The following is a 24,462-nucleotide window of genomic DNA, read 5'->3' as shown; positions in this document are numbered from 1 at the left end:
GGGACGCTGTGCCGCTTGCCGATTCACCTGTTCTGACGTCCGCGCTGCTCGCCGCCGAACCGCGGTCGACGGCGTCGACCTATTTAGACGCGTCGTCGACACTCCGGCTGGACGCGACGCCGGTCGACTTCTTCATCGTCGCCTTATATTTCGTGTTCGTCCTCGGCATCGGCCTGCTGGCCAGGCAGCGCGTCTCGTCCAGCATCGACTTCTTCCTGTCCGGGCGCTCGCTGCCCGCCTGGGTGACCGGCCTCGCGTTCATCTCGGCGAACCTCGGCGCGGTCGAGATCATGGGCATGTCGGCCAACGGCGCCCAGTTCGGCTTCCCCACCTTCCACTACTTCTGGATCGGCGCGATACCCGCGATGCTGTTCCTCGGCGTGGTGATGATGCCGTTCTACTACGGCTCCAAGGTGCGCAGCGTGCCCGAGTTCATGCGCAGGCGCTTCGGCACCGGCGCGCACCTGGTGAACGCGCTCAGCTTCGCGATCGCCCAGGTACTGATCGCGGGCGTCAACCTGTATCTGCTCGGCACCATCCTGAACGTGCTGCTGGGCTGGCCGCTGTGGGTGTCGGTGATCGTCGCGGCGGCGATCGTGCTCTCCTACATCACCCTCGGCGGGCTGTCGGCGGCGATCTACAACGAGGTGCTGCAATTCTTCGTCATCGTCGCCGCACTGCTGCCGCTCACGCTCGTCGGCCTGCACAAGGTCGGCGGCTGGGATGGTTTGCAGGAGAAGGTGACCGCGTCGCCGGGTGGCGGGGCGCAACTGGACTCGTGGCCGGGAAATGAGCTCAGCGGATTCAGCGACAACATCCTCTCGGTGATCGGCATCGTGTTCGGTCTCGGGTTCGTGCTCTCGTTCGGCTACTGGACCACCAACTTCGTCGAGGTGCAGCGCGCGTTGGCGACGCACTCCATCTCCGCGGCGCGACGCACCCCGATCATCGGTGCCTACCCGAAAATGTTCATCCCGTTGATCGTCGTGATTCCCGGCATGATCAGCGCGGTGCTGGTGCCGCAGATGAGCGAGTACAAGGCGGCGAAGACGGCCGATCCGGACTTCACCAGTGACACCACCTATAACCAGGCGTTGCTGTATCTGATGAAGGACGTGCTGCCGAACGGCTTGCTCGGCGTCGGCATCGCCGGTCTGCTCGCGGCGTTCATGGCGGGCATGGCGGCCAATATTTCCGCGTTCAACACGGTGTTCAGCTATGACCTGTGGCAGCAGTACGTGCGCAAGGATCGCCGGGACGGGTACTACCTGACCGTCGGGCGGTTGGCCACCATCGGCGCGACGGTGACGGCGATCTTCACCGCGTTCATCGCGTCGAGCTTCAGCAACATGATGGACTACCTGCAGACCCTGTTCAGCTTCTTCAACGCACCGCTGTTCGCGACCTTCATCCTCGGTATGTTCTGGAAACGGATGACACCGACCGCGGGCTGGATGGGCTTGGTCTGCGGAACCGGTTCCGCCATCGTGGTTTTCATCATGCATCAGACCGAGGTGTTCCACTTGTCCGGCCAGGGCTCGAGTTTCGTGGCCGCCGGTGTGGCGTTCGTGGTGGACATCGTGGTGAGTGTGCTGGTCACCCAGGTGACCCAGCCGAAGCCCGTCGCCGAGCTCGTCGGTCTGGTCTACTCGGAAACACCGAAGGAAGTGCGCACCGACCCGGATCAGGACTCGCTGCCCTGGTATCAGCGTCCGGTGCTGCTGGCGGGCATCGCCCTCGCCCTGGTCATCGCCCTCAACGTCATCGTCGGATAAGGAGCCGCAATGCTTTTCGACATCCGCACCATCGTCGGCGCCCTACTCGGCAGCTACGCGGTCATCCTGATCATCACCGGTCTGGTCAGCCATACCGCTGCCGACGAAGCCAAGACCGGCGGCATCAACGTCAACCTGTGGGCCGGGATAGGCATGGGCGTCGTGTCCCTGCTCTTCATCACCTGGGTCGTCCTGCGCCCGATCGCCGTGCCGGAGAAGGCGCCTGCCGCGGAACTTCCGGCGGAACCGTCCGAAACGCCCTAGCGCGCGGGAACCCCGCCCGGACTGACCGGGCGGGGCTTCCTGATGTGTATCGGTTGTGTCGCGGTAACTAGCGGACAGCCGGGGTGCCGTGACCCGGCGCGGCCAGCCGAGGCAGCACTGCACCCAAGGCGATCATGCCGAGGCCGAGGCCGAAGTGCAGCCAATTGTCGGCTTCATTGACGGGAACGAAGTTCGCGTCGCTGCCACGGTCGATGACCAGGCCGTACAGCCACAGGACGAGGTAGATCGCGCCGCCGACGAGCAGGAACCAGCGGGCGGCCGCGGCGGTGCGCGCGGCGACCAGGCCGGCGACACCGAACAGCAGGTGCACGATGTTGTGCAGCACCGAGACTTGGAACACGCCGAGCAGCTTGGCGTCGGAGTGGTGTCCGGCGAAGCTCATCGTGTCGTAGTCGGTGGTGACGCCGGGGATGAAGCCGAGGACACCGACCAGCAGGAATACGGCGCCTACGGCGAGCGCCGCGATCCGGGTCGGGGACCACTCGGTGGTTGTCGCGTTCGGCTGGAATGTTGCCATGACTGGCTGCCTTTCGCCTCAGGCGTCCGGACGTGGGATGTCCCCGCGCCAGGCGCCGGTTTCGTGACCTTGGTTTTCGATGAACTCCTTGAAGCGCTGCATATCCCCATTGACGCGGTGCTTCAGCACGCCGAGCTTGTCGGCGGCGTTTTCCACGAACCCCTCCGGATCGACCTCCATCTGGGCGGTGATCCGGGTGGTGGTGTCGTTCAGCCGGTGGAAGGTGATCACACCCGCGTGCTCCGGGCCGCTGTCGGATTTCCAGGCGACCCGCTCGTCCGGGTGTTGTTCGGTAATGGTGGCGTCGAACTCGCGCGTCGACGGACCGACGTGAATCCGCCAATGCGTGTGCTTGTCATCTAGTTGGCGCACTTCTTCCACGCCCTCCATGAACAGGGGGAATGTTTCGAATTGCGTCCACTGGTTGTAAGCGGTGCGGACTGGTACCTCGACGTCTACGGTGGCGGCCAACGTACTCACATGTACCCCTTTCGTCGCCCGACCCCGCAGCCTCGCCGGGGCGGGCACTAACTCGGTCGCTCCGTCGTGGCGACTCAGGACATCCGCGACATACCCGGCCAGGTCGCGGACAAACAGCGGGAGGCCCACGCGACCGACGGTGTTCTAAGGCGACCGACTGGTCCGGTGATTCTCTTCACAGCGAACTGACCAGCAGGTATGACGGGCGGAAATGCGGTTGTTGGATGCGTGTCCGGCACCGTAACGTCACTCCGGTTTGTCCACCTACCAGATCAGAACGGAGCGAAAACCCCCATGAAACCAGTGACTGAACGCGACATCAGGTCGTCGTTCATCAACTGTTCCAAAACCGAAGCCAAACGCCTACCGATGCCACGTGAGCTCGACGAGCGCCCGTGGGACGATCTCGACTTCCTCGGCTGGAGCGACCCGTCGCTACCCGGCCGGTGCTATCTGGTCGTCCCCAACGACGACGGCGAGTTGATCGGCATCGCGCTGCGGTACGAAACCGGCGGATCCGGTCGAGCCCAGATGTGCTCGATCTGCCTGACCACGCACACCGGCAGCGGTGTTTCCCTGCTGACCGCGGCCAAGGCGGGTCCGTCCGGTCGCAAGGGCAACACGATCGGCACCTACATGTGCACCGATCTCGCCTGCCCGCTGTACGCGCGCGGCAAGAAGACCCCCGCGCTCGGCAACCGGTACCGGGAAAACCTGAACCCCGAGCAGAAGGTCGAGCGCATGCTCGCCAATATGCAGGCGTTCATCGCCAGGCTTTACGCATAGGCCCGGCGGAGTCCCTAGCTGAACCAGCACACACCAGTAGAAATGGAGGTAGATGCCATGCGCCGACACTTGGCACTCGGCTCGCCGAACCCGCACCCCGAGTTCCGCGACATCGCAAGCACACTCGGGGTGCACCGGTTCCTCTCCGGTCGAGACGGCCTGGCCGCCGCACAGCACAGCACTGGCCAGACCGTCTCATCCGGAGAGGAACTCCCGGAATCGTCAGCCGCTACGCGGCGCGCATCCGTACCCTGAGACCCCGCAGGACGTCGACGGCGAGGAAGGCCAGCAGGCTGATCCCGACCAGCGGGGCGAACCAGCCGATCAGCACGGCCGCGGCCACCACCGGCACGGCAAGCCACGGCGAGCTTCTGCGCAGCGCGCCCCGCCGCGGCGCCCGGCCCATCGCCAGCCGTCCGGAGCTGCTGCGGGTCGGCCGCCTGCGCCACCACATGAGGTAACCGCGCAGCAGCACGGTGATCACCCCGACCATGACCGCCAGCAGCAGTAGCTGGTTGAGCAATCCGAACATCAGGCCCATGTGGAACTGGATGCCCCAGTTGGTGAGCTTGGCCATCAGCGGCCAGTCGGCATAGTCGAGCCGATCGGTGACCGATCCGGTGGCGCCGTCGACGGCGACCGCGTCGACCGTGTAGGTGCCCGGCATCCGCCGTTCCTTCACCGCGAACGCCCGGCCCGGCTCGGCCGGGATGCCGATCTCGACGGCCTGGGTCAGGCCGTTGGCGCGCGCGGTCCGGTAGACCCGGTCGACCTGGGCGATCCGCTCGGTGGGGTCGGCCGGAGCGGGTGCGGTCTGGTGGCCACCGTGGTGCTCGCCGCCCGAATCATGCACGGGCGCAGCAGATCCCGGAAGAGTTGTGGTGACCGCGGGGGTGGTCCAACTCAGCTGCTGACGGAGTTCGGTGATGTTCGCGCCCGCATAGGTCGACCAGCTCATGCCGGTCGCCGACAACAGCAGAATGATCGGCAGCACCCACATGCCGACGGAGCCGTGCCAGTTCACCGTCCGGCCGCGGGCGTTCTGCGAGCGGTCCGGCGCGAACAACCAGCCCGCCGAATTCCGGGTGCGCCGGGTGCGCACCCGGCGCACCCACACGACCAACCCGGCGAGCCCGATGATCCACAACCAGGACGCGGCCAGCTCGCTGTAGAGGCGGCCGGGCTCCCCGAGGTGCAGATCTCGGTGCAACCGGTCGATCCAGGTGCGCATCGGCAGCGCACCCGAGCTGCCGTAGACGACGGAATCGCCCACCGGCTGTGCCGTGTACGGGTTGACGAACACCGCGCGACGTTCGGATTCGCCCAGCGACGGGTCGGTGAAAAGCACCCGGGTGGTGTCCTCCGCGCCCGGGGCCGGGGCGACCGCGGCCAACGCCAGGTGCGGCTGGGTCGCGACGGCGGCGCTGATCTGCTCGGACAGCGGCTTCGGCGCTCCGCTCGCCTCGACCGTCAACAGGTCGCGCGACACGATCGATTCGAGCGTCGGCGAAATGGCGTAGAGCGCGCCGGTGACGGCGGCGATGAGAATGAACGGGGCGACGAATATCCCGGCGTAGAAGTGCAGCCGCATGGCCAACGGGTACAGCCCATGTCGAGCGGTTGGTCTGCGTTTGGGCTGCGCGCCGGGTGCTGTGGGTGGGGCCGGTAATTCGGCGTCCGGATCGATCGTTTCTGTTGTACTCACGGTCATTCGTTTCTGCAGGTCGGGAACCCGGTGGGGTGGGGAGTTGTCCTCGGAGAGCGACGGCACGCGATACGCGTGCGACGGCACGCCTTCGGTGACAGCATTCGTCGATTACGCGGCTGTCCGAGGCGGCATACGAGAAAGCTCGAGGGTCGGCAAAGTTGCCTTCGTGAGTCACCGCGAGGTGTGTGCCGAGCTATCTTCGAAGGCCGATGGATGACGTCCGCGATGAGGCGCTGAATGTTCGCTGGCGCGAGCCGTGCTCACCGCGAACCCACGTTCGATACCGGGTGTATTGGTTGAGTCAGCTCGCGACGGCGACCGGGGGACCTCGTGGGCGAAGCGATTCGGTGGCGAAGATGCGCAGGATGACGCGGTCACGATGGGTGATGCGCAGCGCCGCCGGATCGGCGACGGGTGCGGGGTGACGCGGGCGCAGGACGCGGAAGAGCACCGCGGTACCGGACCGGTAGGCGGCTTCCGCGCCATGGATCACCGCGGCGGCGGCAATGGCCGCGAGCAGGTGGGCGGTGAGCATCGCCGGAGTCAGCTGGGCCTCGCCGTGATGGAGGTGACCCGAGCCGAAGCCCATGGTCACGTGCCCGAGCAACTGCCCGGCGACGAGTGCGATGATCAGTCCGGCGGAGGTGTCACGCAGCGGCGCGAGGCCGGCCACCAGCGCGCCGATCACGGCGGAGGCGGCCGCCAGCAGGGCCAGGGTGGTGGTGTCCGGCCAGCTGCCCGCGGACGCCCAGCCGTGTGCCGCAACGGAAATGGTCCCCGAGATCGCGCCCGCCGAACCGCCGCGCACACGCGCGACGGCGCCGCGTTGCCCCGCAGCGGCCCGGCCGAACTCGATACTCACGCGCTGATAGTAGCCGACGAATTGCGCCCAGCCGCTCCCCAGACAAACGCCCGAAATACTGCCGGAAACCAATTCCGATTTTCGCCCGCGCCGATCACGTGCGCATCACAGGCGCTCCCACCCGATCTCCCGCCCGCCGAATCGCCTGCGCTCTCGGGTGCGGGAAATCGGGTGTTCGGGCGGTCAGCTCGCGTCGATTTCCATCTCGATCAATGGCTTGCGCAGCAGCTTGCCGGTGGCATTGCGGGGGAGCTCGTCGAGGAAGATGACCTCGCGGGGCACCTTGTAGCGGGCCAGGTTCGCCTTGACGAAGTCCTTGATCTCCTGCGGATCCCGCTTGGAGTCGGGGCCGGGGACGACGAACGCCCGCAGCCGCTTGCCGAATTCGCGATCGTCGACGCCGACCACCGCGGCCTCGAAAATGTCCTCGCGCCCGGCGATCAGATTCTCCACTTCCAGCGGGAAGACGTTCTCGCCACCGGAGACGATCATGTCGTCGTCGCGGCCGTCGATGTACAGCAGGCCGTCGGCATCGAAATGCCCGACGTCGCCGCTGGACATCATGCCGTCGACGACCTCCTTGGTCCGGCCGTCGGTGTATCCGGTGAACGCGAAACCGTTGTCGACGAAGATGGTGCCGGTGACGTTGGGCTCGGTGATCGGCTTGCGGTTCTCATCGAGCAGCACGATCCGGATGCCGACCGGCGCCTTGCCCGCGGTGGTCGGCGCCTTGCGCAGGTCCTCGGGGGTGGCGACCGTCATGACGGCGCATTCGGTGGAGCCGTACAGGTTGTAGAGGGTGTCGCCGAAGTAATCGAGGGTGCGGGTGACGACGTCCGGCGCGATCGCCGAGCCAGCCGCGAAGATCACCTTGATGGTGCGTGGGTCGTACTTGGCCAGCACCTCGTCGCCGAGGTCGAGGATGCGCTGCAGCATGGTCGGCACGACGACCAGCGAATCGGCCCGGTACTTCACGATATTCGCCAGCGTCTGCTCGGGATCGAAACGGCGCTGCTGGAAGATCACCCGGTTGCCGAGGGCGAGGCCGATGGTGAACTGGGAAAGCCCGGTGCCGTGGAAAATCGGCGCCGCCATGATCATGGTGCCGTTGTGCGGCAGCGGGACCCGGTCGACGAACTGGGCCGAGGCGAACGGGCTCACCCGGTCGCGCGGCGCCCCCTTGGGCGTTCCGGTGGTGCCGCTGGTCAGGATGACCATGCCGCCCGGCTTCGCGGGAGCGGGCAGCGGGTCGGTGGCGTGGCCCGCGCTCACCGACGCGATCGTCGGGATCGACGGATCGGCATTGTCCTTCGCGTCCACCCAGGTGAGCACCCGCGGGATAGCGGCGGGGATGGCGCTCATCAGGTCGAGGAACTCGCTGTCGTGCAGCACCGCCTTCACCTTTTCGCGCGCGGCCACGTCGGCGAACTGCGGCTTCGCGAACCCGGTGTTCATCAGCACCGTGCGGACCCCGAGTTTGCCCGCGGCGAGCAGGCTCAACACCATGCCGCGGTGGTCGCGGGCGAGCACCGCGACCACGTCGCCGGGCTGCAAGCCCTGTGCCGCGAGGCCACGGGCCAGGGCGTTCGACTGCTCGTTCAGCTGGCCGAAGGTCAGTTCACCGCCCTCGTCGACGATGGCGCCTGCCCCGGGTCTGGTCTGTGCGGCGTGCATGACGACACCGGCGAACGGGCCGAACTTGAGCACGTTGAACGCCGACCGTGCGGCGTGGTCGGGGCGGAGCGGATTGAACAGCCGCCGTTTGACCATGACATTGACGCCGAGGGCGAGAACGCCGGCCTTGCGGGCAGTGCCACTCAACGCGGGGAAGGAGACAACCATTCGACAACAACCTTCCGGCGGTCCCACCCTGGGGAGAGCCGGTGGGTGGTGCGGACCGCAGCTACGGGATCCAGTGCTGTCGCTAACAATAGCAAGCATCTGTAACTCGGTGTGTCACGTATCTCAACAACCCCTACCGGTGGGTAACCAGTAGGGGTTGCCCGTCCGCACTCAGGCCGGAACTTCGTACTCCACCAGCACCCGCCGCAGCAGCTTGCCGGTCGGGTTGCGGGGCAGGTCGTCGAGGAAGATCACCTCGCGCGGCACCTTGTAGCGCGCCAGGTTGTTCTTGACGTAGGCCTTGATCTCCTCACCGTCGGGGCTGTGGCCCGGCTCGGGAACGACGAACGCCCGCAACCGCTTACCGAACTCGGCGTCGTCCACCCCGACGACCGCCGCGTCGAAGATGTCCTGGCGCTCCAGCAGCAGGTTCTCCACCTCCTGCGGGAAGACGTTCTCGCCGCCGGAGACGATCATGTCGTCGTCGCGGCCGTCCACCATCAACAGGCCGTGCTCGGTGAAGTGGCCGACATCGCCGCTGGACATGAAGCCGTCGATGATCTGCTTGTTGCGACCGTCGGTGTAGCCCTCGAACGGCGTGCCGCTGCGGATGAAGATGCGCGCGGTCGTGTTGATCGCGGTGACCTGCTTGTCGTTGTCGTCGTAGAGCCGCACCTCGCAGGTGATCGGCGCGCGACCGACGGTGCCGGGCGCCACGGCCAGATCTTCCGGCTTGGCCACCGTGGCGACGGAACATTCGGTCGAGCCGTACAGGTTGTGCAGGACGGGTCCGAACACCTGGGTCGCCTTGACGGTGAGCTCCGGGGACAGCGCCGAGCCCGCGAGCAGGATGCACTTCAGCGAGGAGGTGTCGTACTTGGCGCGGATCGCGGGATCCAATTCGGTCATCCGGTGCAGCATGGTCGGCACCGCTACCAGCATCTCCGCCCGGTGATCGGTGATCAGCTTCAGCGTTGCCTCGGCGTCGAATCGCCTGCGCACCACCACTTTGTTGCCCATGGCCATACCGACCAGCCAGGTGCCGAACCCGGTGCTGTGGAAGATCGGCGACACGATTACCTGGGCGCCCTTGCTGGGGAACGGGATTCGGTCGAGGAACTGCGCGGTGGCCAGCGGGGAGACCTTGACGCGGGTGGCACCCTTGGGCAGGCCGGTGGTGCCGCTGGTGAGGATGATGAAGCCGCCCGGCTTGCTCGGCTTCGGCAGCTCCTCGGTGGAGTTGGCCGCCGCCAGATCGTCGAGAGTCTGTGCGCCCTTGGGCAATTCGGTGCCTTCGTCGACCCAGGTGAGGAAGCGCGGCAGGTCGGCGGGCAGCGCGTCGAGCAGGCCGAGGAACTCGCTGTCGTGCAGCATCGCCTTGACCTTTTCGCGCCGGCAGACCTCGGCGAATTGCGGCTTGGCGAAGCCGGTGTTCATCAGCGCCACCCGAACGCCGAGCTTGCTCGCGGCGACCATCGACAGGATCAGGCCGCGATGATCGCGGGCCAGCACGCCGATGACCGTGCCCTCGGTGATCCCCGCCGCCTGCAACCCTCGCGCGATCGCGGTCGACTGCTCGTCGAGTTGCCCGTAGGTCAGTTCGCCGCGCTCATCGGCCAGACCGGGAGAGTCCGGCGCAATGCGCGCGGAATGCCGGATCAATGTGGCCTGGGGGCCGAATATCTGCGATTCCTTGATCGTGCGCAGCGTTTCCAGCGGCTTGCGCGGATCGCTTACACCCCGGGACCGGAGCACTCCGAGCGCCTTTACGGCCTCTAAAGCGTGCGCCACCTTCATGTCGAAAACCTCCACCAGAATCTCGCGTCGGCACTCGACCTAGCGAACTCGAACGGCATTGCGTGGCCCACCGTAGCAGTCCAAAGTGTGACAGGTCACAGACTGGGAAACGATTCTCACTTTTCGCCCTCGGCGGGCGGGTTTTCGAGCGGCCGAGCGGTTGCCCAACAGTGCGGCTGAATCTCGGTCGGTAATCGATCGCGTCAGCGCCGCGCGCTTGCCAGCGCGATCAGCAACGGCACCACCCGCGCCGCGGGAACTTCGAAACGGCCGCGGCCCGCGGTGTGTAACCAGCCGACGGCGGCGAGCTGTCGTAGATGGTGGTAGACCTGCCCGGACGTGCCGACGCCCTCGAGGCCGACGAGTTCGGCGGCCGTCCTGCGGCCACCCATGATCTCCCGCAATAGCCGTAGTCGCACCGGATTCCCTAGCGCGGCAAGGCATTCCGCCGTTTCGGCCCAGTCGTCCTCGATGAGGTCCCCGGTGGTGAACGTGGCCTGCCAGCCGTAGTGCTCGTCGGTGGGCAGCCGCACCGAACCGGCGAACAGGACGCCGCCGTTGGGCTCATCCGCGGCGACGAACTCGTCGTGCAGGCGGGTTACCGCCCACTGGTCGGTCGCCGCTTCCTGACCATTCCAGTACAGGCCGGCCATGTCGTCGAGCCGCCGTTCGAGTTCCGCAACCCGCTCTTCCAGACTCACGCCACAAAAGCTACGGAACTACGTAATTCCGGACAAGAGGTCAACCGGGTCCGCGGACGCGACGGCCCGCACGGTCCGGACCGTGCGGGCCGTCGCAGCGGTCGATCAGTTGTAGACGGCCCCGAACGAGGGGACCGAGATGGTGCCGCGCTGATACTGGAACCCGTCCGGATTCGCGTCGCTCACCGGCACCGACCAGCGGTGCCACAGGGTGCCGTACACCGCGGCCACGATCAGGCCGCTGCCGGTGTCGAGCGGGCGGGAGCGAATCGTGGTGTCCACCGGAACGTCGTTGTGCTCGTAGAGCACCTCGGTTCCGCTGCGACCATTGGACAGGTTGATCCACAGCACTTCCAGCTTGGCGCCCGCCTGATTAGGCGCGATCGTGCCCGGTCCGCCGAAGAACCCGAACCGGAAGCCGTCGAGGCCGAGTGCGATGCCGGACCCGTACACGCCCGGCCCGTCGCCGCGCCCGATATCCGACTGGGCCGGAATCTGGAACGGCTGCGCAGGCAGCGCCACCTGCCCGGCCTTGTTCACCTGCCCGGAGGCCACCAGTCGATCCACCGCCTGCTCGGCCTCGGGGTTACCCGCGGCCGCCGCCCGCAGCTGCTGGGCGGCACCGGCCCAATCCACCGTCGCCGGTTCGGCAGTGGCATTACCGGCAAAAACACTCGCTACCACCGCGGTGGCGGCAAACACGGTAGCGAGGCGACGCGTCACGCTCAGTCGTTCCATATCCAGTTGCTCCTTGAGGTCTCTGGTACAGCTCGAGAGAAATTCGTCCGCTGAATTTGTCGATCAAGAAACGCAGGCCGTTACGTTGCCAGCGATTATGTGCCCGGTCCACTATCCGGCACTGACGTGTCCCTTTCCCGCTACACGCATCTGGGCGAAGGTGTGTCTCCAGATGGAACCGACAATCGGGACATAACGCGGGCGCGAAACGGCGGAAAATGTGAAACGGGCGCATTCGCACGAGTTTGCGAGCGCGCCCGAAAGTCGTTGGTAGGCCCGGGTATTGTGAGCTCACTTCCTTCCGAGGGGCGATGGACATGGTCCACACATCGCGCCCAGGAAGGAGGTGGTGGGTATGGCGAAACATCGCCGGAGAAAGAGCAAGGCCCCGGTCGACTACGGCATCGTCTTGACAGGTGCTGCCGTAATCGCCGGGGCGCTCATCTTGGTCCGCCGAGTCTGGCGGTCTAGGTAAACCACCAGGTGGGGCCGTCGTAAAGGGCGGCGGTCCCACCGCTCGGCATCACTCTCGTGACGATGCCATGTTATCAACTCAGCGCCCTCGCACGCCAGCAAACAGGCAGTTCGAGGCGTCGTTTGCTGGCATCCGGCTCGCAACTACCCCGCCCGCAAAGAACCGGTGCGGGTCACGGAGGACACTCACACCGGTCTTCCGTAGGCCGTACTACTTCAGCTCGGCACTCGTCTTGCCGAGGATGCGGCGGGCGACGATGAGCTGCTGGATCTGCTGGGTGCCTTCGAAGATGTCGAGGATCTTCGAATCGCGGCCCCACTTCTCCAGCAGGGTGCGCTGGGAGTAGCCGATGGCGCCGGCGAGTTCGACGGCCTTCAGGGAGACGTCGGTGCCGGTGCGGCCCGCCTTGGCCTTGGACATGGAGGCCTCTAGCGAGTTCGGCTTCTTGTTGTCGGCCATCCACGCGGCGCGCAGCGACAGCAGGTAGGCGGACTCGTAATCGGCTTCCATGCGCAGGAATTCGGCGGCCGCGGCGTGCTGGTTGTTCGGCGGGGTGTCGTAGGAGATCTCGACACCGGCGTCGGTCAGGATGGCACGCAGCTCCTCGAGGGCGGCGCGGGCCACGCCGACCGCCATCGCGGCAACCAGCGGACGGGTGTTGTCGAAGGTCTGCATGACCCCGGCAAAGCCCTTCTCCACGTTGACTTCCGGGCTGCCGAGGATGTTGTCCTTCGGAATCCGGCAGTCCTGCAACAGCAGCACGGCGGTGTCGGAGGCCTTGATGCCGAGCTTGTGCTCGAGCCGAGCCACCGAAAGACCGGGAGCGTCGCGCGGCACGACAAACGACTTGATCGCCGCGCGGCCGAGGCTCTTGTCGACCGTCGCCCACACCACGATGTGGGTGGACCGCTGGCCCGCGGTCACAAAGATCTTCTCGCCGTTGAGCACCCACTCGTCGCCGTCGAGCACGGCGGTGGTGGATACGGCGGCCGAGTCGGAACCGAACGACGGCTCGGTGATTGCCATCGAGGCCCATACCTTGCCGAAACGCTTCAGCTGCTCGTCGGTGGCGACGGCCGCGATGGCCGCGTTGCCGAGACCCTGGTAGGGGATCGAGAGCATCAGGCCGACGTCGCCCCAGGAGGTCTCCAGGGCATTCAACAGCGCGGACATGTTGCCGCCGTTGGTGTTGCCGAGCAGCTCGGTGGCGTGCACGTCCGACTCGCTGTCGTCCTCCCGGCCACCGGCGGCGCCGCCGATCTTCTGGGTGCCGGAGTCGGCGAGGCCTTCGACCATGGCGGCCATGGTGTCCAGCTCGACCGGATACTCGTGCTCGGCGAGGTCGTACTTGCGCGAGATCGGCCGGAAGATCTCGGTCGCGACCTGATGGGCCTGGTTCGCGCTGGCCCGCAGCTTCTTCGGGAGTTCGAGGTTGATCATGGGAGGGTCTCCTGTGTGGAATTGGCGGTGCTCGCTAGCCCTACGTGGTTATGCTGCGCGGCCTCCTCCGGGCCTGACGCTCGCACCGCGGAAAGTAAGGAACGGACCGGTTAGATGAGCACGACACCTTCGGCGACGCCGATGCCCCGCAGGTCGCGGTACCAGCGCTCGACCGGGTGTTCCTTGGTGAAGCCGTGGCCACCGAGCAACTGCACGCCGTCCAGGCCGATCTGCATTCCCTTGTCCGTGGCCAACTTCCGGGCCAGCGACGCCTCGCGGGCGAAGGACAGGCCCTGCTCGGCGCGCGACGCGCCCCGCAGGGTCACCAGCCGAAGGCCGTCCAGTTCGATCGCGATGTTGGCGACCATGAAGGCGACCGCCTGGCGGTGCGAGATCGGCTCGCCGAACGCGACCCGCTCGTTCACGTACGGAATCACGTAGTCCAGCACGGCCTGTCCGGTGCCGACCGCGAGCGAAGCCCAGCCCAGGCGAGCAAGCCGAACCGCATCGGCGTAGTCCTCGGCACGCTGCTTGGCGTCACCGTCGCCGAGGATGGCGTCGGTGCCGACCGCGACATTGTCGAGCAGCAGGCGACCGAGACCCGCCGCGCGCAGACCCATGCTCGGGTCGGCCTCGACCACCAGGCCGGGTGCGTCCGACGGAACGATGAAAAGCGCTGGGCGACCGTCGAGTTCGGCGGCGATCAGGAACAGTTCGGCATCCGCCGCGGCGGGCACCAGGCTCTTCACGCCGGAGATCCGGTAGCCGCTCGGCGAGCGAACGGCCTTGGTCTGCAACGCGAACGGGTCGAACAGTGCGCGCGGCTCACTGATCACCACGGAGGCCTGCGGCACATTCTCGCCGGTGAAGGCGGGCAGGTAGGTTTGCTGCTGAGCGTCGGTACCCCACTGGGAGAGGGCGACCGCGACGCCGCTCGGCGCGAGAATCGGCAGCGCAAGACCCATGTCGCCGTGCGCGAGCGCCTCGGCCACAAGGGAATTGGTGACCGCGCCACGCTCCGACGCCGCGCCCTCCAGCTCTTCGGGCACATTGATCAGGGTGATGCCGAGCTCGGCGGCGCGCTCCAGCAGATCACGCGGGGCCTTCGCGGCGGCGTCGGCGTCGTAGGCGGCCGGGCGCAGAATCTCGGCGGCGAATTCCTTCACCGTCTCGACGATCATCTGCTGCTCGTCGGTGGGGGTGAGGTCGAAGAAGTCCTTGTTCTTCGACTCGTTCGGCGCCAGCCGTTTCGGCTGACCGCCGCCGGTGACCTTGGCGAAGGCACGGGTGGCGGCGCCGAGTGTGCGGAAGCCGGTCTTGGTGCCCTCGTAGGTGACTCGCTCGATCGGCTTGCGCAGGTTGTACTTCTCGGCGAGCTCCGACCCGGTAATGGTCGTCATCACCCGCATGGCCGCGCCCATCCAGTCCCGCTTGGGGTGGTTGAGGCCGACTGCGGACGTGTCTGGACGTCGCTTCGTTGCGCTGTCTCGAGTGCTCATCATCACCTGTTTTCTCGGGTGGGTGGGGTGAGGTCTTGCTCCCAGCTATCTTACTCCTGAGTAAGTCTATCTTACTCCAGAGTAAGAACAGCGTCGAGGTGCAGCATACGCCGCCGTTCTGTGCCAGGCTTGGCCAGTGCCCGTAGTCGCGGCGCTGTTTGCCGTAGTCCTTACCGCGTGTGCCCCGCGCTATGGGTATCACCGCGACGAGTTGTACTTCCTGGCGGCCGGGCGACACCTGTCCTGGGGTTACCCGGATCAGCCGCCACTGACGCCGTTGCTGGCCAAGGTGATGGCGGCGATCGATCCCGATTCGTTATTCGAATTGCGGCTACCCGCGGTCCTCGCGGCCACCCTCGTGGTGGTCTGCGCCGGGCTGATGGCGCGCGAGTTCGGCGGCGGTCGCGGGGCGCAGGCGCTCGCCGCGGCCGCGGTGGCGAGCGCGGCGTTGGTCATGGGGGTCGGCCATATGTTGAGCACCGCGGTGATCGATCTCGCGGTGTGGTCGGTGGTGGCGTTGCTCGTGCTGGTGCTGCTGCGTGGGCTGGACGGCGGTGGTGACCCACGCTGGTGGCTGGTGATCGGGGTGCTGGTCGGCATCGGGCTGCAGAACAAGCTGCTGCTGATCTTCCCGGTGCTCGCGCTGCTGGTGTCCCTGCTGCTGCTCGGTCCGCGAAAACTGTTCGCCACCAAGTTCTTTCCGATGGCCATCGGGATCGCGGTACTGATCTGGCTGCCGTATCTGGTGTGGCAGGCGCGCAACGGGTGGCCGCAGTGGGAGATGGGCCGGGCGATCGCGGGCGGATCGTCCGGAACGTCGGATTCGCCGATCATGTTCGTGCTCTTGCAGTTCGGGCTGATGGGACCGTTGCTGGTGCCGCTGTGGGCCTTCGGACTGTGGCGGTTGGCCAGGGACACTCGATATCGAGCCTTCGCGGCGACCTATGGTCTGCTCTTCGTGCTGTTCCTGGCGACCGGCGGGAAGGCGTACTACCTCGGCGGCATGTATCCGATCCTGCTCGCGGCCGGCGCGGTGCCGGTGGCGGCGTGGCTGGGTCGAGCCCGGACCCGCTGGACGGCAGTGAGTTGCGTTGTCGCCGTGAACGCCGCGATCTCGGCGGTGCTGTTCCTGCCGGTGCTCCCCGTATCGATGCTGAAAGACGCGCCGGTCCTCGCCGTCAACTACGACGCGGGCGAAACCATCGGCTGGCCGGAATTCACCCGCCGAGTCGCCGAGGCGCGCACCCGCCTCGGCCGCGACGTCACCATCCTCACCGCCAACTACGGCGAGGCCGCCGCCATCGAACGTTTCGGCGCCCCCTATGGCCTACCCGAACCCCACTCCGGCCACAACTCCTACTGGTGGTGGGGCCCACCGAGCGACACCGCCACCGACGTACTCACCATCGGCATCGACCCCGACCACCTCACCCGCTTCTGCACCGACATCCACCCCGCGGGCCACATCGACAACACCCTGGGCATCGACAACGACGAACAAGGCGAACCCCTCTTCCACTGCCGCACCCGCGCCCCCTGGCCCCAGCTCAAACACCTGGGTTGATCCGCGAGTGGCACAGCAGCGAGAGGCTGCTCGCGTTTCGCCGCGGCCCGGTGCCACTCGCGCGCGGCTAGAGGTTGTGTTGGGTGAGGAAGGTTTCGACGGCTTTTCGCCACTGGGTGGGGTGTTCGGCCATGAGGACGTGGCCTGCGGGGATTTCGGTGTATTGGGCGTGGGGGATGGAGGCGGCTAGATAGCGGGAGTTTGCGGGGTGGATCAAGAGGTCTTCGGTGGCGTTGACGATCAGGGTGGGCACGGTGATATGGGCCAAATCGGCGGTGGTGTCGACGATTTCGGCCAGGCCGGCCTGTTGCAGAGTGCCGCCGGGGATGGTGGTCGTGCCGACTCGGACGAGTTCGTCGACAACCTCGGCAGGCAGGGCGTTCAGATAGGCGGGACTGAAGGACGCCGAGAGGGCCAGCCGGGCGAAGCTGGCCGTGTCGCCGCGGTCGAGCAGGTCCTGCCAGATCTGCACCGTGAGGCGGGCCCGGTTGTCGACCTTCGCGAATCCGGCAGCGAGCAGCAGGCCGCGGACGCGGTCCGGATGTCGCACGGCAGCGCGCACGGCCACTGTTGTGCCGAGGGAGTAGCCGAGGATGGTGAACGTCTCGACGCCGGCGTCGACCGCTGCCGCAACGAGAGCGTCGGCGAGACCGTCGAGCGTGAGTTGGATATTACTGTCCGGATAGTCGGGGGCGACCACAGTGTGGGTGGCGGCGAGGTCGGGGATCAGGTTGCCGAAGTTGGTCTCGATGGTGCCGCCCGCCCCGTGTGCGAGCACGAGGCCGGGTCCGGCGCCGGTGACAGTGGTCCGTAGGGGAATTGTTGTCATGTCGGCCAAGTTAGGAATTCACATGAGTGTGAACGCAAGGCGAGGGTGAGCGGCGTCATATGTTGATCGGAGAATTGGCGCGCCGCAGCGGCGTGAGCACTCGCCTGCTCAGGTACTACGAGGAGCAGGGTCTGCTGCAACCGCGGCGCGACGCCCTCGGTTATCGGTCCTACGCCGACGACGCAGCGGAACGCGTCGGCTACATCCGGGACATGTTGGCCGCCGGTCTGTCCACTGAGGACATTCGTGGCCTACTGCCCTGCGCGCGGGAACACGGCAGTTGGATTGAGTCCTGCGACAAGGTCGTGGACATTGTCGAAAGCCGGTGCAGCGATTTGGACAACAAGATCGCCGAACTCGAGCGGCAGCGTGAACTGCTCACGCTGAAGCGCGCCAGCATCCGGGAGAGGTCGCCCGAAGAGCAGGCCGCCCACTGACCGGGGGTGCGGGACTTCCAGAGTCAGTACGAGCCAGCCCGGGACTCCGGACTGGCTCGCGCTGAACAGTCTCGGCGTTATTCGCGCACGTAGTACCGCAGTGTTCCGTAGGCGGTCAGTGCGGCGAAGACGATGCCGACGGGTGCGATCACCAATGCGACCATTGCGATGTCGTCGCCGGTGATGCGTGGGAAGACCTTGCTGGAGAACAGATCCCCGAGCGCTCGATCGATCACCAGTGGCCGTGCGATGAGCAGTCCGACCACCGCGACCAGCGAACCGGCCAGTGCGGCGACGACTGCTTCCAGCAAAAACGGTAGCTGGGTGTACCAGCGGGTCGCACCGACCAACCGCATGATGCCGACCTCGGTGCGGCGGGTGAACGCGGCGATCTGCACCATGTTCGCGATCAGCAGCAGCGCGGCGAGCGCTTGCAGTACGGCAAGTCCGAAGGCGGCGTTGCGTAGTCCGTCGAACAGGCTGACCAGCCGGTCCACGATGTCCTTGTCGTTGCGCACCATGCCGACACCGGGCCGCTCATAGAACTTCTCGTAGATCTGCGGATACAGCTCCGCGTTCTTCATCTTCACCCGCAGCGACGCGGGCAGCGGGGTCTCGCTGACGTACTTGGCCAGCTCGGGCTGGTCCTTGAACGTCTTCTCCTTGGCCTCGCGGACGGCGTCGTCGCGGCTGAGGTACTGGACGGATTCGACGTCTGTGGTCGATTTCAGGTCCGCCATCAGCGTCTTACACGGATCGCGGGAGCAGTCCGGGTCGTTGGCGGAGACGTCTTCGGTGAGATACAGCCGCACCTCTAGCCGATCCAGGAAGTACTGCTCGGTCTTGTCGGCGATCCGCACCGCGAGCAGGCCGCCGCCCAGCATGGTGAGCGAGACCGCGACGGTCAGGATCATCGCGATGGTCATCGTGACATTGCGGCGCAGGCCGGCGAAGACCTCGCTGAACAGGAAGCTAGCGCGCATCAGCGATCCACCCCGTAGACGCCGGTCGCTTCGTCGCGCACCAGGCGGCCCCGGTCGAGTTCGATCACTCGCCTGCGCATCGCGTCGACGATGTGATTGTCATGGGTGGCCATCAGCACGGTGGTGCCGATCCGGTTGATCCGCTCCAGCAACATCATGATGTCGCCGCTGGTGTCGGGATCGAGGTTGCCGGTCGGCTCATCGGCCAGTAGCACCAGCGGCCGGTTCACGAAGGCGCGGGCAATCGCCACGCGCTGCTGTTCGCCACCGGACAGCTCGGTGGGTAGTCGGTCGGCTTTGCCGCCGAGACCGACCATGTCGAGCACCTCGGGCACGGTGCGGTCGATGAATTGGCGCCGCTTGCCGATCACCTCCAGCGCGAACGCCACGTTGTCGTGCACCGACTTCTGCTGCAGCAACCGGAAGTCCTGGAAGACACACCCCATCCGCTGGCGCAGCTTCGGCACCTTGCGGCCGGGCAGCCGGTCGACCCGGAAGTCGGCGACCTGGATCTGGCCGGAGGTGGGGCTCTCTTCTTTCAGCAGCAGTCGCATGAAGGTGGACTTGCCCGAGCCGGACGGTCCGATGATGAAGACGAACTCGCCCTTGCCCACATCGACGGTGATGTTGTCCAGCGCGGGTCGCGTCGAGGTCTTGTACGACTTGGTGACGTTCCGCATGGTGATCACGGGGAGCCAGTGTAACCAGCAACCCCGTGTCCACCGCGTTGCCAATCGCCGACGCCCGGCGCGGCCGCCGAGCTCAGCGTGGCGCTACGGCCGGATGTACCGCTGCGGGAACGGTGTTCAACGACGGGTCCGATCCGGACACGTATGGGTGATCCGGCTTGACGAACAGGTACAGCACGAACGTGGCGACCCAGGTTGCGATCAGGATCGCGGTGGATCGCCGCGGCTTCACCGGTCCCTGCAGAAGCGTGGACGGTCGCACGGCTTCCTTCAGGAGCGTGATGGATTTACGTGGACTCACTGATTCCCTCCCGGCGCAACGCTGCGGCTACCCGCACCCGCAGTTCGCGGCCGACTTCGAATTGTTTGCCTGGCAAGGTGCGGGCAACCATTCGGATGTTCATTTGGTCAACGGTCAAGTCTTCGACGCCCATCACGGTGGGCTCATCGAGGAGCAGCGGCTTGAGCCGACTGTCTTCGTACGCCTTCGTACCGACCTCGTGCAATATTTCGTTGACCCTGGTGATGTCAGCGGTCGCGGCCACCGGCACATCGATCGCGGCGCGGGCCCAGTCCTTGGACAGATTTGTCACTTTCACGATCTGCCCGTTGGGGACGGAGATCACTTCACCATCCGAGTTGCGCAGTGTGGTGATCCGCAACGTGACATCTTCGACCGTACCCTCGGCCATCTCCGCGGCTCCAGTTACAGCGATGCGAACTACGTCACCAAAACCGTATTGCCGTTCGGTGATCAGGAAGAACCCGGCCAGAATGTCCTGCACGATGCGCTGCGCGCCGAAACCGAGCGCGGCGCCGAGCACCGCGGCGGGGGCGACCAGGCCGCCGAGCGCGAAGCCGAGCCGCCGCAGCACCTCCATGCCGACCAGCACGTAGGCGATGGTCAGCACCACCCAGGTGACCACCTGCGCCAGCGCGTGCCGATGCTTGGCGGCCTCGGAACGCACCAGCGCGTCGCCGCCGCGGAAGCCCTCATCGATCTTGCGGGTGATGCGATCCCTGGTGAACGTGGCAAACCGGCTGAACAGCATCGCGCCGAGAATCAACAGCACGATCTCGAGGCCGTTGGAACGTAGCCAGTTCGTGGTCTCCGAAGTCGTCGCGAGTGACATGGTCAACACCTCGACTGAACTCCCAACTGGACGCACGCCAGACAGGGTACCGCCGTACGTCCTACCATTCCGCGCAAGCCGCCGCGTCCAGCGGCGATTGCGTTACCCGCAACGATTACTGACCCGCCTGCTCCCGCATGCGCCAGCGGATACCGGACTCGATGAAGCCGTCGATATCCCCGTCGAGCACCGCCGACGGGTTGTTGACCTCGAAGTTCGTCCGCAGGTCCTTCACCATCTGGTACGGGTGCAGCACGTAGGAGCGCATCTGGTTGCCCCAGGACGCGCCCTCGTTGGTCTTGAGCGCGTCCATTTCGGCGCGCTCCTCCTGCCGCTTGCGTTCCAGCAGCTTGGCCTGCAGCACGCGCATGGCCGAAATCTTGTTCTGCAGTTGGGATTTCTCGTTCTGGCAGGTGACGACGATGCCGGTGGGGATGTGCGTCAGGCGGACCGCCGAGTCGGTGGTGTTGACGCTCTGGCCGCCGGGGCCCGAGGACCGGTACACGTCGACCCGGATCTCGCCCTCGGGGATCTCGATGTGGTCGGTGGTCTCGACCACCGGCAGCACCTCGACCTCGGCGAAGGAGGTCTGGCGGCGGCCCTGGTTGTCGAACGGGCTGATCCGCACCAGCCGGTGCGTGCCCATCTCGACCGAAAGGGTGCCGTAGGCGTAGGGCGCCTTCACCGCGAAGGTGGCGCTCTTGATGCCCGCCTCTTCGGCGTAGGAGGTGTCGTAGACCTCCACGGAGTACTTGTGCCGGTCGGCCCAGCGGATGTACATGCGCATCAGCATCTCGGCCCAGTCGGCGGCGTCCACGCCACCGGCGCCGGACCGGATGTTGACCAGCGCGTCGCGCTTGTCGTATTCGCCGGACAGCAGAGTGCGAACCTCCAGCGCCTCCACGTCGCCGTGCAGTGCGGCGCGTTCGGCGTCGGCATCGGCGAGCGCGGTCGCCCTGGACTCGCCCTCTTCGCCTTCGGCCAGCTCGTAGAGCACCGGCAGGTCGTCGAGCCGCTGCCGCAGTTCCTCGACGCGGCGCAGTTCGCCCTGCGCGTGCGAGAGCTCACTGGTCACCTGCTGAGCATGATCCTGGTCGTTCCACAAATCGGGATCTGCGGCTTGATGCTCGAGCTCGTCGATACGTCGGCGCAGCGCCTCGATGTCGAGGACCGATTCGACCGTCTTGAGGGTGGCGTCGAGTTCGGCGAGATCAGCGGAAACGTCAGGATGCACGATGGTCAAGCCTACTGGTATGGCGGCGCCGTGAAACCAGCTAGTCCGCCTCTCCGGGTATACAGGCCGGACGAGTCAGGTGCCGGGGTAGGCGTGTTCGGGTTCTCGCGACGGGTGTTGCGAATGTGCTGGGCGTGCCAGACGAGTTATCTACGTGCCGCTGAAGCCAGTTGACCAGCGGGTACAGCGCTAGACCGCGCGGAGGGCGCCGGGACGCAGACCCGCGAGCTTGTCCAATGCTGTTGCCGTGGCGTCGTCGGCCGGGAGATGGACGATCAGCTGCTGGTCGTCGTCGGCGGAGAGGTCGAGAACTTCGTAGGCGAGGCGGAGTTGGCCTGCCTCGGGGTGGGTGAGGCGGGTGATGCCGGTGGCTGCGGGGAGGCTGGGGACGGTGTCGACGCGGTCGGTGAACTCGGCGCCCGTGGTGACGGTGAGTTCGTCGGCGAGCGCCGCGATGTGCGGATCGTTGCGGAACGGGCCGTGCTTGAGGGTGGCGACCGTGTGGTCGGCCAGGTGGCTCCAGTCCGGGTAGGCGGTGCGGGCGCGGGGGTCGGTGAAGACGTAGCGGGCCAGGTTCGCGGGCGCGGTGTCGAGCAGACCGAGCGGTGCCATCAGACGCCGGTAGCCGTCGGTGTACGCGAGCACCTCGGTGAGCCGGTTCAGGACAATCGCGGGCGCGGGTTCGAGACGGTCCAGGATGGCGCGGACCGCGGGGCGGACCTCGCGCGGCGGTTGGGCGCCGCCCATGCAGGTGAAGCCGCTGTCGGCGGATTTGGTGAGGCGGTGCAAGTGAATTCGCTCGCTGGGGGCCAGCCGGAGGGCATCGGCGAGCGCGGAAAGCACCTGCGGTGACGGGCGGCGATCGCGACCCTGTTCCAGCCGGGTGATGTATTCGACGCTTACCCCGGCGAGCGTGGCCAGTTCGGCACGGCGCAAACCGGGAGTGCGGCGACGCGACCCGGCGGGCAGGCCGACCTGGGCCGGCGCGACCGCCTCGCGCCGGGTGCGGAGGAACAGGCCCAACTCGTTGTCGCTCACCCTTCGAACGTAACAAGCCGCGGCCGCCGGAGGGTGGCCCTGCCGCTACCACTCTTACGGCGGCCTTCCTGGTCGGCGCGGCGGCCAGCAGATTGGGACAGGCGACCGAGCCGGTCGCTGGATCCGGAGGAGGAAAACGATGTCGGCATTGAAGCTCGCGGTGATCATCGGCAGCGTGCGGGACGGGCGCTTCGGCCCGGTGGTGGCCAGCTGGTTCACCGAACAGGCCAGGCGGCACGGTGCATTCGAGGTGGACGTCATCGACCTGGCGGACGCGCAGCTGCCGCTGGAGTTGCCCGCCGTCCCGCCCGCGCTCGACCCGCATCCCGAGCGTCCGGCGGGCATGACCGACCTCTCCGAGCGGCTCGCCGCCGCCGACGCGTTCGTGATCGTCACACCCGACTACAACCGCAGCGTCCCGGCCGCGCTGAAGGCCGCCATCGACTGGCATTTCACCCAGTGGGACGCCAAGGCCATCGGTTTCGTCGGCTACAGCGGCGCGAGCGGTGGATTGCTCGCCATCGAACACCTGCGGCAGATCTTCAACGAACTCAACGCCCACACCATCCGCAACTACGTCACCTTCCCGCGCTACTACCTGCTCTTCGACGCCGACGGTCAACTGCGCGACCCCGACGAGCCCGCCGAAGCCGCCCGCGCCCTGCTCGACCAGTTGCACTGGTGGACCGCCGCTCTCGTCGCCGCCCGCGCCCTCCCCACACCGGCCTGACGCTCCCGATCACAGACCTGCCCCACGGTTCACAGCGGCCATAAGGGCTGTGGACTGTACGGACAGTCGGTGAGTGCCAACGCTTGTGCCGCGCGGATAGTGGGTTGGTGACCGGATAGGGTGCGGGGCGTGGCTGTGGACTCCTCGGATCTCGAACTTGCGCTGCGGTTGGCCGATGCGGCCGACGAAATTACTCGAGCCCGGTTCGGGGCGCTCGATTTGAAGGTCGACGCGAAACCGGACCTGACGCCGGTGTCGGATGCCGACCTGGCGGTGGAGAAGGCGATCCGGCAGGTGCTTTCCGAGCAGCGGCCGGATGATTCGGTGCTCGGGGAGGAGTTCGGCGGTGACGCCGAGTTCACCGGGCGGCAATGGGTTGTCGATCCGATCGATGGCACGAAGAACTTCGTGCGCGGGGTGCCGATCTGGGCCACGCTGATCGCGTTGCTCGAAGACGGCGTGCCGGTGGTCGGCGTGGTGAGCGCGCCCGCGCTGTCCCGGCGCTGGTGGGCGGCGGCCGGATCGGGAGCGTGGGCAAGCTTCGATGCCGAAGCGCCGAAACCGATTTCGGTGTCCGCCGTCGGCGAGCTCAGCTCGGCCAGTCTGGCCTTCTCCAGTCTGTCCGGTTGGCGGGAACGCGGTCTGCGCGAGAACTTCCTCGCCCTCACCGACGACGTGTGGCGGGTGCGCGGTTATGGCGACTTCTTCACCTATTGCCTGCTTGCGGAGGGCGCGATCGATATCGCGACCGAACCCGAAGTCTCCCTGTGGGATCTGGCCGCTCTCGACGTCCTCGTCCGCGAGGCGGGCGGTCGCTTCACCTCCCTGGATGGACAGCCGGGCCCGCACGGCGGTGACGCGGTGGCGACGAACGGTCTGCTGCACGACGAGACATTGGCCCGGTTACGGAACTGAGCTGC

24 protein-coding genes are annotated in these 24,462 nt (G+C 66.6%); 7 read left to right on the top strand and 17 right to left on the bottom strand.

All coding sequences use genetic code 11. The features are described from left to right. Positions 1-44 precede the first annotated feature (44 nt). Together ACFK0J_RS31900 and ACFK0J_RS31895 are read left to right on the top strand one after the other, a co-directional pair. Positions 45-1,775 carry a sodium:solute symporter family protein gene (locus tag ACFK0J_RS31900; protein ID WP_378743176.1) on the top strand — a complete coding sequence of 577 codons (1,731 nt, stop codon included), beginning with the start codon at positions 45-47 and terminating at the stop codon, positions 1,773-1,775. 9 nt (positions 1,776-1,784) lie between these two features. Beyond that, a complete protein-coding gene (locus tag ACFK0J_RS31895) occupies positions 1,785-2,039 on the top strand; it encodes a hypothetical protein (RefSeq protein ID WP_378733426.1) in 255 nt (84 codons plus the stop codon). Between the two features lie 67 nt (positions 2,040-2,106). Here the strand turns inward: ACFK0J_RS31895 and ACFK0J_RS31890 are convergent, their stop codons facing one another. Both ACFK0J_RS31890 and ACFK0J_RS31885 read right to left on the bottom strand, forming a co-directional pair. Beyond that, positions 2,107-2,577 (bottom strand): DUF4383 domain-containing protein, encoded by a 471-nt coding sequence (locus tag ACFK0J_RS31890; RefSeq protein ID WP_378733425.1) that lies wholly within the window; start codon positions 2,575-2,577, stop codon positions 2,107-2,109. Positions 2,578-2,595: 18 nt separating this feature from the next. Next, entirely contained in the window at positions 2,596-3,057 is a 462-nt protein-coding gene (locus ACFK0J_RS31885) for an SRPBCC family protein (RefSeq protein ID WP_218471067.1), read from the bottom strand. Positions 3,058-3,351: 294 nt separating this feature from the next. Between ACFK0J_RS31885 and ACFK0J_RS31880 the strand changes: the two genes are divergently transcribed. Then, the gene (locus ACFK0J_RS31880; RefSeq protein ID WP_218471066.1) at positions 3,352-3,843 is read left to right on the top strand and encodes an FBP domain-containing protein; all 492 of its coding nucleotides are present in this window, start codon (positions 3,352-3,354) and stop codon (positions 3,841-3,843) included. 229 nt (positions 3,844-4,072) lie between these two features. On the opposite strand, the gene ACFK0J_RS31875 is transcribed toward ACFK0J_RS31880, so the two are convergent. From ACFK0J_RS31875 to ACFK0J_RS31840, 8 genes are all read right to left on the bottom strand, one after another. Continuing rightward, entirely contained in the window at positions 4,073-5,554 is a 1,482-nt protein-coding gene (locus ACFK0J_RS31875; RefSeq protein WP_378733424.1) for a PepSY-associated TM helix domain-containing protein, read from the bottom strand. 298 nt (positions 5,555-5,852) lie between these two features. Continuing rightward, positions 5,853-6,413, bottom strand: coding sequence for a hypothetical protein (locus ACFK0J_RS31870; protein WP_378733423.1), 561 nt, complete (start codon positions 6,411-6,413; stop codon positions 5,853-5,855). A gap of 183 nt (positions 6,414-6,596) precedes the next feature. Further along, complete coding sequence (locus tag ACFK0J_RS31865) at positions 6,597-8,255, bottom strand: acyl-CoA synthetase (RefSeq protein ID WP_378733422.1); 1,659 nt, start codon at positions 8,253-8,255, stop codon at positions 6,597-6,599. 171 nt (positions 8,256-8,426) lie between these two features. Then, positions 8,427-10,052: an acyl-CoA synthetase gene (locus ACFK0J_RS31860; protein ID WP_378733421.1), complete on the bottom strand. Its 1,626-nt coding sequence runs from the start codon at positions 10,050-10,052 to the stop codon at positions 8,427-8,429. A 203-nt stretch (positions 10,053-10,255) separates the two neighbouring features. After that, positions 10,256-10,753 (bottom strand): ArsR/SmtB family transcription factor, encoded by a 498-nt coding sequence (locus ACFK0J_RS31855; RefSeq protein ID WP_378733420.1) that lies wholly within the window; start codon positions 10,751-10,753, stop codon positions 10,256-10,258. 105 nt (positions 10,754-10,858) lie between these two features. Continuing rightward, positions 10,859-11,491, bottom strand: coding sequence for a hypothetical protein (locus ACFK0J_RS31850; protein ID WP_378733419.1), 633 nt, complete (start codon positions 11,489-11,491; stop codon positions 10,859-10,861). Positions 11,492-12,176: 685 nt separating this feature from the next. Further along, the gene (locus ACFK0J_RS31845; RefSeq protein ID WP_218471059.1) at positions 12,177-13,406 is read right to left on the bottom strand and encodes an acyl-CoA dehydrogenase family protein; all 1,230 of its coding nucleotides are present in this window, start codon (positions 13,404-13,406) and stop codon (positions 12,177-12,179) included. Between the two features lie 110 nt (positions 13,407-13,516). Further along, positions 13,517-14,911 (bottom strand): acyl-CoA dehydrogenase family protein, encoded by a 1,395-nt coding sequence (locus ACFK0J_RS31840; protein WP_378733418.1) that lies wholly within the window; start codon positions 14,909-14,911, stop codon positions 13,517-13,519. Positions 14,912-15,041: 130 nt separating this feature from the next. Here ACFK0J_RS31840 and ACFK0J_RS31835 point away from each other — a divergent pair, with 130 nt between their 5' ends. Further along, positions 15,042-16,469, top strand: a complete 1,428-nt coding sequence (locus ACFK0J_RS31835) for a glycosyltransferase family 39 protein (RefSeq protein ID WP_378733417.1) — start codon at positions 15,042-15,044, stop codon at positions 16,467-16,469. Positions 16,470-16,536: 67 nt separating this feature from the next. Here ACFK0J_RS31835 and ACFK0J_RS31830 read toward each other — a convergent pair whose 3' ends face one another. Then, the gene (locus ACFK0J_RS31830) at positions 16,537-17,298 is read right to left on the bottom strand and encodes an alpha/beta fold hydrolase (protein WP_378733416.1); all 762 of its coding nucleotides are present in this window, start codon (positions 17,296-17,298) and stop codon (positions 16,537-16,539) included. 59 nt (positions 17,299-17,357) lie between these two features. Here ACFK0J_RS31830 and ACFK0J_RS31825 point away from each other — a divergent pair, with 59 nt between their 5' ends. Next, positions 17,358-17,735: a MerR family transcriptional regulator gene (locus ACFK0J_RS31825; protein ID WP_378733415.1), complete on the top strand. Its 378-nt coding sequence runs from the start codon at positions 17,358-17,360 to the stop codon at positions 17,733-17,735. A 77-nt stretch (positions 17,736-17,812) separates the two neighbouring features. Here ACFK0J_RS31825 and ftsX read toward each other — a convergent pair whose 3' ends face one another. From ftsX to ACFK0J_RS31795, 6 genes are all read right to left on the bottom strand, one after another. Continuing rightward, positions 17,813-18,718 (bottom strand): permease-like cell division protein FtsX, encoded by a 906-nt coding sequence (gene ftsX / locus ACFK0J_RS31820; RefSeq protein WP_378733414.1) that lies wholly within the window; start codon positions 18,716-18,718, stop codon positions 17,813-17,815. After that, positions 18,718-19,407, bottom strand: coding sequence for a cell division ATP-binding protein FtsE (ftsE, locus tag ACFK0J_RS31815; RefSeq protein WP_218471053.1), 690 nt, complete (start codon positions 19,405-19,407; stop codon positions 18,718-18,720). The genes ftsX and ftsE overlap by 1 nt, the downstream gene beginning before the upstream one ends. Before the next feature lie 73 nt (positions 19,408-19,480). Beyond that, a complete protein-coding gene (locus ACFK0J_RS31810; protein ID WP_378733413.1) occupies positions 19,481-19,708 on the bottom strand; it encodes a hypothetical protein in 228 nt (75 codons plus the stop codon). After that, positions 19,695-20,540 carry a mechanosensitive ion channel family protein gene (locus ACFK0J_RS31805; RefSeq protein WP_378733412.1) on the bottom strand — a complete coding sequence of 282 codons (846 nt, stop codon included), beginning with the start codon at positions 20,538-20,540 and terminating at the stop codon, positions 19,695-19,697. The genes ACFK0J_RS31810 and ACFK0J_RS31805 overlap by 14 nt, the downstream gene beginning before the upstream one ends. A gap of 115 nt (positions 20,541-20,655) precedes the next feature. Beyond that, a complete protein-coding gene (gene prfB / locus ACFK0J_RS31800) occupies positions 20,656-21,774 on the bottom strand; it encodes a peptide chain release factor 2 (protein WP_378733411.1) in 1,119 nt (372 codons plus the stop codon). Between the two features lie 189 nt (positions 21,775-21,963). After that, complete coding sequence (locus ACFK0J_RS31795) at positions 21,964-22,812, bottom strand: helix-turn-helix transcriptional regulator (RefSeq protein WP_378733410.1); 849 nt, start codon at positions 22,810-22,812, stop codon at positions 21,964-21,966. A 139-nt stretch (positions 22,813-22,951) separates the two neighbouring features. Here ACFK0J_RS31795 and ACFK0J_RS31790 point away from each other — a divergent pair, with 139 nt between their 5' ends. Next, positions 22,952-23,542: an NADPH-dependent FMN reductase gene (locus ACFK0J_RS31790; protein WP_378733409.1), complete on the top strand. Its 591-nt coding sequence runs from the start codon at positions 22,952-22,954 to the stop codon at positions 23,540-23,542. Between the two features lie 129 nt (positions 23,543-23,671). Then, a complete protein-coding gene (hisN, locus tag ACFK0J_RS31785; protein ID WP_378733408.1) occupies positions 23,672-24,457 on the top strand; it encodes a histidinol-phosphatase in 786 nt (261 codons plus the stop codon). Positions 24,458-24,462: the final 5 nt, after the last annotated feature.

It is taken from the genome of Nocardia brasiliensis, from assembly GCF_042691675.1.
Lineage (GTDB): Bacteria > Actinomycetota > Actinomycetes > Mycobacteriales > Mycobacteriaceae > Nocardia > Nocardia brasiliensis_D.
The sequence above is the reverse complement of the archived record's forward strand: the minus strand, read 5'-3'. Positions and strand labels throughout refer to the sequence as shown.